Source organism: Kosakonia sp. N21 (assembly GCF_050587465.1).
Taxonomy (GTDB): Bacteria; Pseudomonadota; Gammaproteobacteria; order Enterobacterales; family Enterobacteriaceae.
The window spans coordinates 115604-127300 of sequence record NZ_JBOBHR010000007.1; the positions used below are offsets into that span (position 1 = coordinate 115604).

7 protein-coding genes are annotated in these 11697 nt (G+C 56.4%); 4 read left to right on the top strand and 3 right to left on the bottom strand.

The window, feature by feature from the left end; translation table 11 throughout:
- Positions 1 to 40 precede the first annotated feature (40 nt).
- The 3 genes from cydC to trxB all read right to left on the bottom strand — a co-directional run bounded on the left by cydC (position 41) and on the right by trxB (position 4609).
- Positions 41 to 1762 (bottom strand): heme ABC transporter ATP-binding protein/permease CydC, encoded by a 1722-nt coding sequence (gene cydC, locus ACQ3G7_RS17745; RefSeq protein ID WP_430890813.1) that lies wholly within the window; start codon positions 1760 to 1762, stop codon positions 41 to 43.
- Positions 1763 to 3529: a heme ABC transporter permease/ATP-binding protein CydD gene (cydD, locus tag ACQ3G7_RS17750; protein ID WP_430890815.1), complete on the bottom strand. Its 1767-nt coding sequence runs from the start codon at positions 3527 to 3529 to the stop codon at positions 1763 to 1765.
- A gap of 114 nt (positions 3530 to 3643) precedes the next feature.
- A complete protein-coding gene (trxB, locus tag ACQ3G7_RS17755; protein WP_088237190.1) occupies positions 3644 to 4609 on the bottom strand; it encodes a thioredoxin-disulfide reductase in 966 nt (321 codons plus the stop codon).
- Positions 4610 to 5161: 552 nt separating this feature from the next.
- On the opposite strand from trxB, the gene lrp reads away from it, so the two are divergent.
- The 4 genes from lrp (at position 5162) to rarA (ending at position 11643) form a co-directional block, all read left to right on the top strand.
- Positions 5162 to 5656 (top strand): leucine-responsive transcriptional regulator Lrp, encoded by a 495-nt coding sequence (gene lrp, locus ACQ3G7_RS17760; RefSeq protein WP_002439523.1) that lies wholly within the window; start codon positions 5162 to 5164, stop codon positions 5654 to 5656.
- A gap of 120 nt (positions 5657 to 5776) precedes the next feature.
- Positions 5777 to 9559, top strand: a complete 3783-nt coding sequence (locus ACQ3G7_RS17765; protein WP_430890818.1) for a DNA translocase FtsK 4TM domain-containing protein — start codon at positions 5777 to 5779, stop codon at positions 9557 to 9559.
- Positions 9560 to 9678: 119 nt separating this feature from the next.
- Entirely contained in the window at positions 9679 to 10290 is a 612-nt protein-coding gene (gene lolA, locus ACQ3G7_RS17770; RefSeq protein WP_430890820.1) for an outer membrane lipoprotein periplasmic chaperone LolA, read from the top strand.
- 9 nt (positions 10291 to 10299) lie between these two features.
- Positions 10300 to 11643, top strand: a complete 1344-nt coding sequence (gene rarA / locus ACQ3G7_RS17775; protein WP_430890822.1) for a replication-associated recombination protein RarA — start codon at positions 10300 to 10302, stop codon at positions 11641 to 11643.
- Positions 11644 to 11697: the final 54 nt, after the last annotated feature.

Here is an 11697-nt window from a genome sequence, read left to right on the forward strand (position 1 = left end):
GCGGTGCCGTAGCAGGAACGGCAAAATGACGAATATCCACTTACAGACGCTGCTTAAACTGGTAGTACCGCCCCTGTTTCGCCATTAACGCTGCGTGATTACCTTGCTCAATTATTTGCCCGTTGTCCATCACAATTATCCGATCGCAACGCGACAAGCCACGCAAGCGATGGGTGACCATCAGCAGGGTTTTCCCTTTCATTACTTCAGCCAGTAATTCAAGGATTTGGCTCTCGGTTGATGCATCCAGGCCCTCTGTGGGTTCATCCAGCAAGACCAGCGGCGCATCATGCAATAACGCACGGGCAATCGCCAGACGACGCAACTCTCCGCCCGACAATTGACGCCCGCCTTCACCCAGCCACGCATTCAGGCCGCTATCGTCGAGCAGTTTTTCCAGCCCGACGCGCGTCAACATTGCCGTTAACTGCTCATCGCTGGCGTGGGGCGCAGCCAGCAACAGGTTGTCACGCAGAGTGGCGCTAAACAGATGCACGCGCTGCGGCACCATACTGATAAGGCTACGTAATACCGGCTCAGAAAAACCCGTTATTGGCTGGTCATTTAAGCGAATCTCACCGTGCTGCGGATCCCATGCGCGGGTGAGCAACTGCAACAGTGTGGATTTGCCGCAGCCGGTGCGCCCGAGGATTGCCACATGTTCCCCGGCAGAAATCGACAGCGTCATGTTGTCCAGTGCCTGTTGTGGTTGGCCGGGGTAGCTAAACGACAGCGCATCAAGCTGGACAGCGACCTGTTCTGGCGCGGCGGTCGTGTTGTGTGGGAACGTCACTTCCGGCTCGCATTCGGTGAGTTGGGTGATGCGTGTTGCCGAGGCGATGACCTGACCGAGATGCTGAAAAGCCCCCGTTACCGGGGCCAGCGCTTCAAAAGCTGCCAGCGCGCAGAAGACGAAGAGTGCGATCAGTGCGCCTGGCTGCGTGTTTTCGCCTACACCACCGGAAGCAAACCACAGCATGGCGATCACCGCCGCACCGCTGATCAGCAGCATCACTGCCTGTGAGACCGCGGTAAGATCGGACTGACGGCGCTGGGCGTCATGCCAGCTCAGCTCGGTATTTTCCAGTTCCTGGCGGTAACGCTGGCTGGCGCCGAACAGCGTCAGCTCCGCTTGTCCCTGCAACCAACTGGTGAGTTGCTGGCGATACTGACCACGCAAGGCGGTGAGATTCTCGCCAGTGGGTTTGCCTGCGCGATAAAACAGCGGCGGCAGCACAAACAACGTCGCCAGCATGATCCCGCCCAGAATCAGCGCCAGCGACACATCCAACACGCTCAGGCCAACCATCACCACGATAATCACCACCAGCGCACCCACCAGCGGTGAAATTACGCGTAAGTACAGGTGATCGAGGGTGTCAACGTCGGCGACCACGCGGTTCAGCAATTCGCCCTGGCGAAAGCGGGCTAAACCGGCAGGGGAGAGCGGTAACAGCTTGCTGAAGGTCGATACGCGCAGATGTTCCAGCACACGGAATGTGGCATCATGGCTGACCAGACGCTCAAAGTAGCGACCGGCGGTACGGGTAATCGCCGCGCCGCGAACGCCAGCGGCGGGGAGCATATAGTTGAAGCTGTAGATCCCGGCGACGCCGACCACCGCAGATGCAGACAGGAACCAGCCAGAGAGCGTCAACAGGCCAATACTGGCGAGCAGCGTAACAATTGCGAGGATCACGCCCAATGTCAGCATCCATTTGTGGCGTTTATACAATGCAAGGTAAGGTAGCAACGCGCGCATTTAAATCTCCTCCTGACGATGAGCAAGAAGGTCGGCAAATGCCCCCTGCGCAGTGGAAAGCGCGGCATACGTGCCTTGCTCGATAATCTGACCATCCTGCATCACCCAAATCGCATCCCAGTCAGCGAGGTTTTCCAGCTGATGTGTCACCATCAGCGTGGATTGCTGGCGAGAGGCGTCATTCAGCGCCTGCATGACGCGCTGCTCGCTGTGGGCATCCAGACTGGCTGAAGGCTCGTCCAGCAATAATAGTTTGCAGGGCGAGAGCAGGGCGCGGGCCACCGCCACACGCTGCGCCTGGCCGACGGAAAGACGGACGGCCTGATCGCCGGGTTGTGTTTCCAGACCGTCCGGCAACATCGGCAGAAACTCGTTAACCCAGGCTTTTTCCAGCACCGTCTGTAACGCCTCTTCACTGGCATCCGGGCGTGAAAGCAGAATATTGTCTCGCAGGGTCGCCGCCGGAAGCTGCGGGTTTTGCCCTACCCAACTTATGACAGCGCGCCAGGCGTCCGGATCCAGATCGCTCAGTTCAATGCCATTGACACGCAGCGAGCCTTCATAGGGCAGAAAGCCCGACAGCACATTAATCAGCGAACTTTTCCCTGAGCCACTGCGCCCAACCAGAACAACGCGCTGCCCGGCGGGTAACGTGAAATTGAGCGGTCCGGCAAGCACTGCGCCTTCCGGTGATTTGAGGATCAGGTTGCTGGCTGTGAGCGTCACCGGCTCATCGGCTTTCAGCGTGATTTCGCCGCGTTGCGGATGGGCTAAAGGCGCTTCCATAAAGGTTTTCAGGCTGTCGGCCGCGCCTATCGCCTGGGCTTTCGCGTGGTAAAACGTACCGAGGTCGCGTAACGGCTGGAAAAATTCCGGCGCCAGCACCAGCGCCAGAAAACCGGCAAACAGCGTGACGCTCGTTCCGTAGTGACCAAAATCGAGTTCGCCGAGATAAGAGAAGCCAAAATAGACGGCGACCACGGCGATCGACAGTGAGGTAAAAAACTCCAGGACGCCAGACGAGAGAAATGCGAGGCGCAACACTTCCATGGTCCGGCTGCGGAAGTCTTGCGACGCATGGCGAATGTTGTCGGTTTCTGCTGCTCCGCGGCCAAAGATACGTAATGTTTCCATTCCGCGCAGACGATCAAGGAAATGACCGCTCAACCGCGCCAGCGCTTTAAAATTGCGACGGTTGGCATCTGCAGCGCCCATGCCGACCATTGCCATAAAGAGCGGAATCAGGGGGGCGGTGCCAAGCAAGATCAGCGCAGCGGCCCAGTTGATGGGGAATAAGGTGATCACAATCAGCAATGGCACGCTGGCCGCCAACGCCATCTGCGGTAAATAGCGGGCATAGAAGTCGTGCATGTCGTCGATTTGCTCAAGGATCAGCGTCGCCCAGCTTCCTGCAGGTTTGCCCTGAATCCAGGCCGGACCTGCCTGTTGCAAGCGATCGAGTACGCGGCGGCGGATCTCAAAGCGAATATGCGTACCGGCATGAAAACCCACGCGTTCGCGCATCCACACCACCCAGCTGCGAAGAATAAAGATCAGCACCAGCAACGTGAAGGGCAGCAGCAAGGCTTCGCGCGGGATATTTTCCATAATCATATGATTAAGGATGCGAGCGAGGATCCATGCCTGCGCCACAATCAGCACGCCGCTAACGACGCCGAGAAGGCGGGACGCCGTCAGCCAGCGACGGGAAATAATACTTTGCTGTTTTAACCAGTGGGTAAGCTCTTGTTGACGGGTTTTATTCATTGCGCGCTTTGCAGGTGAAGTTATCGGATTTTTAGTCTGCGCAATGTTACATCGGGGCAAAAATAAAGGCGACTTATAGTCGCCTTTTTTACCTTTGTTACTGACTTGTAAAGATTATTTACGTTCAGCCAGACCGTCGAGATAACGCTCTGCGTCCAGCGCCGCCATACAGCCTGTACCGGCGGAAGTGATCGCCTGACGATAGATATGGTCCATCACGTCGCCTGCCGCAAAGACGCCAGGAATGCTGGTTTGCGTGGCATTACCGTGAATACCGGACTGCACTTTAATGTAGCCGTTTTCCAGCGCCAGTTGGCCTTCGAAAATCGCCGTGTTCGGGCTGTGGCCGATAGCCACAAACAGACCCGCAACCTCCAGTGATTCGACGTTGTCGGCGTTCTGTGTATCACGCAGACGCAGGCCGCTGACACCCATCTGATCGCCTGTTACTTCTTCCAGCGTGCGGTGGGTATGCAGCACGATGTTGCCGCTTTCCACTTTGTCCATCAGACGTTTAATCAGGATCTTCTCCGCACGGAACGTATCGCGACGGTGGATCAGGTGCACTTCAGAGGCGATATTCGCCAGATACAGCGCTTCTTCAACAGCCGTATTGCCGCCGCCGATCACCGCGACTTTCTGGTTACGGTAGAAGAAACCGTCACAGGTGGCGCAAGCGGAGACGCCGCGGCCTTTGAATGCTTCTTCAGAGGCGAGGCCGAGGTAACGTGCGGACGCGCCGGTAGCAATGATCAATGCATCGCAGGTGTATTCGCCGCTGTCGCCGGTCAGGCGGAATGGTCGATTCTGCAAATCAACGCTGTTGATGTGGTCGAAAATGATTTCAGTGTCGAATTTAGTAGCATGCTCATGCATGCGTTCCATCAGCGATGGCCCGGTCAGATCGTGCGGGTCGCCCGGCCAGTTTTCCACTTCGGTGGTGGTGGTGAGCTGACCGCCTTTTTCCATACCGGTAATTAACACCGGCTGCAGGTTTGCGCGCGCAGCATAGACCGCAGCGGTATAACCGGCAGGGCCTGAACCAAGGATAAGCAGCTTACTGTGTTTGGCCGTACCCATGAGATCCTCATTATTGTTTGGCAGACATTGGGCTGGATTGTAGGGAATTTGCCAGCGTAAAAAAAGAGTGCAGCGATTTTGTTAACGATATGTGTAATAGAAATGACCGATGACAGCACGCCATTTTGCGGCCAAACATAACAATTTCTACTGAGAAAAAGTCAGTTATAAGGTGATTAAATGAGGATTACGGGGCGGTGCTGATGAATATCTGGCATGTTGTACTAAAAAAAGATGTTTTGCTTTGACAATCCCCTGCGCATTTGCGAAAACATCAAAGGAAGAAAAAAAGCAGTGTTTCGCGCGTGACCCAAATTCATGCATGTAAATGCCATTTTTACCGGGCTAGTGAAATCTACGCATGGCGTGGACAGACGCCATCCGTGATATCGATAGCTGCCGTCAGGCAACGGTCTTCTTAATATAGCCCCTGGATTACGCGCCGTGCCAGTTTTAACACACGCGGACGTACCGCGACGGGCAAAGATCCTGAACAGTGAAGTGCACAGGGTCAAGACAGGAGTAGGGAAGGAATACAGAGAGACAATAATAATGGTAGATAGTAAAAAGCGCCCTGGTAAAGATCTCGACCGCATCGACCGTAATATTCTTAACGAATTACAAAAAGATGGGCGTATTTCCAACGTCGAGCTTTCTAAACGAGTGGGACTTTCCCCTACGCCGTGCCTTGAGCGTGTGCGCAGGCTGGAAAGACAAGGGTTTATTCAGGGCTATACAGCGCTGCTGAACCCGCATTATCTGGATGCATCACTTCTGGTTTTTGTTGAGATTACTCTGAATCGTGGCGCGCCGGATGTGTTTGAACAATTTAACTCCGCTGTGCAAAAACTTGAAGAAATTCAAGAGTGTCATCTGGTTTCCGGCGATTTTGACTACCTGTTGAAAACGCGCGTGCCGGATATGTCGGCTTACCGCAAACTGTTAGGGGAAACCCTGCTGCGTCTGCCGGGCGTTAACGACACCCGCACATATGTGGTGATGGAAGAAGTCAAACAGAGCAATCGTCTGGTAATTAAGACGCGCTAACACGGAACAGGTGCAAAATCGCTGTTTTTTGATTACACTCCTGTTAATCCATACAGCAACAGTGCCGGGGAAACCCGGCGCTGTTGTCCGTTTTAGCATCAAGGACCTGGAGAGCCTGTCTTGAGCCAGGAATACACAGAAGACAAAGAAGTCACACTGACCAAGTTAAGCAGCGGGCGTCGACTCCTGGAGGCGTTGCTGATCCTCGTTTCACTTTTTGCCGTTTGGCTAATGGCGGCGCTCCTCAGCTTTAACCCGTCCGACCCGAGCTGGTCGCAAACGGCGTGGCATGAACCTATCCATAATCTGGGCGGTGCGCCAGGCGCATGGCTGGCAGATACGCTGTTTTTCATCTTTGGTGTGATGGCGTACACCATCCCGGTGATCATTACCGGCGGTTGTTGGTTTGCGTATCGCCACCGGGCCAGTGAAGACTACATTGACTATTTCGCCGTCTCGTTGCGCATGATTGGTGCGTTGGCACTGATCCTGACCTCGTGTGGTCTGGCGGCCATCAACGCAGACGATATCTGGTATTTTGCCTCCGGCGGAGTGATTGGCAGTCTGCTGAGCACCACGCTGCAGCCGCTGTTACGCAGCAGTGGCGGTACGCTTGCGCTGCTGTGCATTTGGGCCGCGGGTCTGACCTTGTTCACCGGTTGGTCTTGGGTCACCATCGCCGAGAAGATTGGCAGTGTCATTCTTAACATCCTTACTTTTGCCAGCAATCGCACCCGCCGTGATGACACCTGGGTTGATGACGATGAGTATGAAGATGAGGATGAGGACCACGATGCTCCGCAGCGCGCATCGCATGAATCCCGCCGGACCCGTATTCTGCGTGGCGCGTTGGCGCGCCGTAAACGCATCGCCGAAAAATTCGCCAACCCTATGGGGCGTAAAACTGACGAAGCGTTGTTCTCCGGCAAACGGATGGACGACGATGAGGACGAGATTGCTTACAGTGCGCGCGGTGTTCCCGCAGACGCTGATGATGTGCTGTTTTCCGGGCATCGCGCGACGGAAGCGGAGCAAGAGTTCGATCCGCTGATGAATGGCCGCAGCATCACCGCACCAGTGGCTGCTGCTGCCGCAGCCACCACTGCAGCGCAGGCATATGCCGCCCCTGCTGACCCTTACGTTCATGCGCCGCAGCCGGAAGTGCAATGGCCCTATGCCCAGACCCCGCCGGTGACTGCGGACGCGCCTCAGCAGCCTGCACAGTATGCGCAGGAATATGCGCAGGAATCTCATGATGCGCCGTACCAGCCTGTACAGTACGCGTCGCCGGAATCGGAATGGCAGCAACCCGTCGAGCAAGACACCTGGATCCCGGATGCGCCGGTAACGCCGCAACCGCAGGAAGAGGCGCTCTACGCACAATCTCCACAGCACGATCCATTGCCGTGGCAGAACGAACCACAGATTTCCCCTGCGCCAGAACCGATATTGGAACCTGAACCGGAGCCGATTGTTGAAGAGGTGAAACAGGCGCGTCCGCCGCTTTATTACTTTGAAGAGGTGGAAGAGAAGCGCGCTCGTGAACGCGAGCAGCTTGCCGCCTGGTATCAGCCGATCCCTGAGCCCGCCAGCGCAATGCCCATACCAAAACCGGCCGAACCGATTATACCGGCTGCGCCTGCAACCGATCCGAACCTTGTTGCACCCGTTGCGGCAAGTGTGCAGCAGGCAACCGGCGGTGTTGCCGCGACCGTTGCCGCCGCCGCTCCGGTGTTCAGCCTTGCTGCCGGTGGCGTGCCGCGTCCGCAGGTGAAAGAGGGGATTGGCCCGCAGCTCCCGCGACCAAATCGCGTACGGGTGCCCACGCGCCGCGAACTGGCGTCCTATGGCATCAAGCTGCCTTCGCAGCGTATGGCTGAAGAGCGCGCGCGCGAGGAAGAGGTTCGTCATCATGATGACGACGATGCGGATCTGCAGCAACAGAATGAGCTGGCACGCCAGTTTGCCGCGACGCAGCACGATCGCTACGGTGAAGAGTACCATCATGATACACCGCACTATCATGCACAGCCGCAGCTGAGCGAGGACGAAGCAGAAGAAGCCGAACTCGCTCGTCAGTTTGCCGCTTCTCAGCAGCAGCGTTATTCCGGGGAACAACCTGCGGGTATGCAGGCGTTTATGCCGGAAGACTTTGAATTCTCGCCGATGAAAGCGCTGGTGGATGACGGCCCGAGTGAACCGCTGTTTACACCAGGTGCGATGCCGGATCCGGAACCGCCGGTCCAGCATCATCAGCAACCGGTGCAACAGCCGCATCATCATCAACAACCTGCACAGCATCAGTATCAGCACGCTGCGGCACAGCAGGCGCAGCAACCTGCGCCACAGCCGCAGGAGAGTCTGATCCACCCGCTGTTAATGCGTAATGGCGACAGCCGTCCGGTACAAAAACCGACAACGCCGCTGCCTTCGCTGGATCTTTTGACCCAGCCGCCGACTGAAGTCGAGCCGGTGGACACCTTTGCGCTTGAGCAGATGGCGCGTCTGGTTGAAGCGCGTCTGGCGGATTTCCGCATTAAAGCGGATGTGGTGAACTACTCGCCGGGTCCGGTTATTACCCGTTTTGAACTGAATCTGGCACCGGGCGTGAAAGCGGCGCGTATCTCCAATCTCTCCCGTGACCTGGCGCGTTCACTGTCGACCGTTGCTGTGCGTGTGGTGGAAGTGATCCCCGGCAGGCCCTACGTGGGCCTGGAATTACCGAACAAAAAACGTCAGACCGTGTACCTGCGTGAAGTGCTGGACTGCGTGAAGTTCCGCGAAAGCCCGTCGCCACTGACCGTGGTGCTGGGGAAAGATATTGCGGGCGATCCGGTGATTGCCGATTTGGCGAAGATGCCGCACCTGCTGGTGGCAGGGACTACCGGTTCCGGTAAGTCAGTGGGCGTCAACGCAATGATCCTCAGCATGCTGTATAAAGCGACGCCGGAAGAGGTGCGCTTTATCATGATCGACCCGAAAATGCTGGAGCTTTCCGTTTACGAAGGCATTCCTCATCTGTTGACCGAAGTGGTTACTGATATGAAAGACGCCGCCAACGCCCTGCGCTGGAGTGTCAACGAGATGGAACGTCGCTATAAGCTGATGTCTGCGCTCGGTGTCCGTAACCTGGCGGGTTATAACGAAAAGATTGCCGAAGCTGCGCGGATGGGCCGTCCGATCCCGGATCCGTACTGGAAACCTGGCGATAGCATGGATGTGCAACATCCGGTGCTGGAAAAACTGCCGTATATCGTGGTGCTGGTGGACGAATTTGCTGACCTGATGATGACCGTCGGCAAAAAAGTGGAAGAACTGATTGCGCGTCTGGCGCAGAAAGCCCGTGCCGCCGGTATCCACCTGGTGCTGGCGACCCAGCGTCCTTCCGTTGACGTTATCACCGGTCTGATTAAAGCGAATATCCCTACGCGTATTGCCTTTACCGTGTCGAGCAAAATTGACTCGCGCACCATTCTTGACCAGGGCGGAGCGGAATCCCTGCTCGGTATGGGCGATATGCTCTATTCCGGGCCGAACTCCACCTCTGCGCCCGTGCGCGTGCACGGTGCGTTTGTTCGCGACCAGGAAGTGCATGCGGTGGTTCAGGACTGGAAAGCGCGTGGTCGTCCGCAGTATGTCGATGGCATCACGTCAGACAGCGAAAGCGAGGGTGGCGCAGGCGGTGGTTTTGACGGTGGTGAAGAGCTGGATCCGTTATTCGACCAGGCTGTTAACTTCGTCACCGAAAAACGTAAAGCCTCCATCTCCGGCGTACAGCGTCAGTTCCGCATCGGTTATAACCGTGCAGCGCGCATAATCGAGCAGATGGAAGCGCAGGGGATTGTTAGCGAGCAGGGGCATAACGGTAACCGTGAGGTACTGGCGCCGCCGCCGTTTGATTGATTGCAAAGATGGGTAAATAAGTAGAAATTCAACCTTTTCTTCTGTCACTCCACCCGCACGGCGCTTAGAGTGACAGAAGTATTCTCCCACATCGGGAGTGACGTATTTGAGGAATGACAATGAAAAAAATCGCCATGGTGTGTGCATTGATGAGCAGTCTGTTAGTCAGCAATGCATGGGCGGATGCTTCCAGCGATCTGAAAAGCCGTCTCGATAAAGTCAGCAGTTTCCACGCCAGCTTTACCCAGAAAGTGACGGATGGCAGCGGAGCGGCAGTGCAGGAAGGACAGGGCGATCTGTGGGTAAAACGCCCGAATCTGTTTAACTGGCATATGACACAACCGGATGAAAGTGTACTGGTTTCCGACGGCAAAACCCTGTGGTTCTATAACCCGTTTGTTGAGCAAGCGACAGCGACCTGGCTGAAAGACGCAACCGGCAACACCCCGTTTATGCTGATTGCCCGCAACCAGGCCAGCGACTGGCAGCAGTACAACATTGTGCAAAATGGCGACGACTTTGTGCTGACGCCGAAAGGCAGCAACGGCAATCTGAAACAGTTTACCATCAACGTTGGCCGTGACGGCACCATCCACCAGTTCAGCGCGATTGAACAGGATGACCAGCGCAGCAGCTATCAATTGAAATCACAACAAAACGGCACCGTTGATGCTTCGAAATTCACCTTTACCCCGCCGCAGGGCGTAACGGTTGACGATCAACGTAAGTAAGAGGCGCGCATGAGCAACATGTCGCTCGATTTCTCCGATAATGCGTTTCAACCTCTGGCCGCCCGTATGCGGCCAGAAAATTTAGCGCAGTATATTGGCCAGCAGCACCTTCTGGCGAAAGGCAAACCATTGCCGCGCGCCATTGAAGCCGGGCATCTGCACTCGATGATCCTCTGGGGGCCGCCAGGCACCGGGAAAACGACGCTCGCAGAAGTGATTGCCCGCTACGCCAGTGCGGATGTCGAGCGCATCTCTGCGGTCACCTCCGGGGTGAAAGAGATCCGCGAAGCCATCGAGCGCGCACGTCAGAATCGCAATGCCGGCCGGCGCACCATCCTGTTTGTTGACGAAGTCCACCGCTTTAACAAAAGTCAGCAGGATGCCTTTCTGCCGCATATCGAAGACGGCACAATTACGTTTATTGGCGCAACGACTGAAAACCCCTCTTTTGAACTTAACTCCGCGCTGCTCTCCCGCGCGCGCGTCTATTTGCTTAAATCGCTGACGACAGAAGATATTGAGCAGGTGCTGGCGCAGGCGATGGACGATAACGCCCGTGGGTATGGTGGCCAGGACATTGTGCTGCCCGACGAAACCCGGCGGGCGATTGCTGAGCTGGTCAATGGCGATGCGCGTCGGGCGCTCAATACGCTTGAGATGATGGCCGATATGGCCGAGCTGGACGCCTCCGGCAAACGCGTGCTGAAACCGGAATTGTTGACGGAGATCGCCGGTGAGCGCAGCGCGCGCTTCGACAATAAAGGCGACCGCTTTTACGATCTGATCTCTGCGCTGCACAAATCGGTGCGCGGCAGTGCGCCGGATGCGGCGCTTTATTGGTATGCACGCATTATCACTGCCGGGGGCGATCCGCTGTATGTTGCCCGCCGTTGCCTGGCGATTGCTTCGGAAGACGTGGGGAATGCCGATCCGCGTGCGATGCAGGTGGCGATTTCTGCCTGGGACTGTTTTACCCGTGTGGGTCCGGCAGAAGGCGAGCGCGCCATCGCGCAGGCGATTGTCTACCTTGCCTGCGCGCCGAAAAGCAATGCGGTGTATATCGCATTCAAAGCGGCGCTGGCGGATGCGCGCGAGCGTCCGGATTATGACGTGCCTGTGCACTTACGCAATGCGCCAACCAAACTGATGAAAGAGATGGGCTATGGGCAGGAGTACCGCTATGCCCATGACGAACCCAATGCTTACGCCGCCGGGGAGGAGTATTTCCCGCAGGAATTAGCACAAACGCGTTATTATCATCCCACCAGCAGAGGCCTGGAAGGTAAGATTGGTGAAAAGCTCGCCTGGCTCGCCGAACAGGATCATAAAAGCCCTATAAAACGCTACCGCTAGTGCGGGCGTTGCGGTAAGGTTACTGCTGTACATCAACGACCGCAGGCTGCGGTC

Coding starts and splice junctions, on each gene's coding strand:
- lolA (WP_430890820.1), top strand. CDS start 9,679: ATGAAAAAAATCGCCATGGTGTGTGCATTGATGAGCAGTCTGTTAGTC.
- cydC (WP_430890813.1), bottom strand. CDS start 1,762: ATGCGCGCGTTGCTACCTTACCTTGCATTGTATAAACGCCACAAATGG.
- cydD (WP_430890815.1), bottom strand. CDS start 3,529: ATGAATAAAACCCGTCAACAAGAGCTTACCCACTGGTTAAAACAGCAA.
- lrp (WP_002439523.1), top strand. CDS start 5,162: ATGGTAGATAGTAAAAAGCGCCCTGGTAAAGATCTCGACCGCATCGAC.
- trxB (WP_088237190.1), bottom strand. CDS start 4,609: ATGGGTACGGCCAAACACAGTAAGCTGCTTATCCTTGGTTCAGGCCCT.
- rarA (WP_430890822.1), top strand. CDS start 10,300: ATGAGCAACATGTCGCTCGATTTCTCCGATAATGCGTTTCAACCTCTG.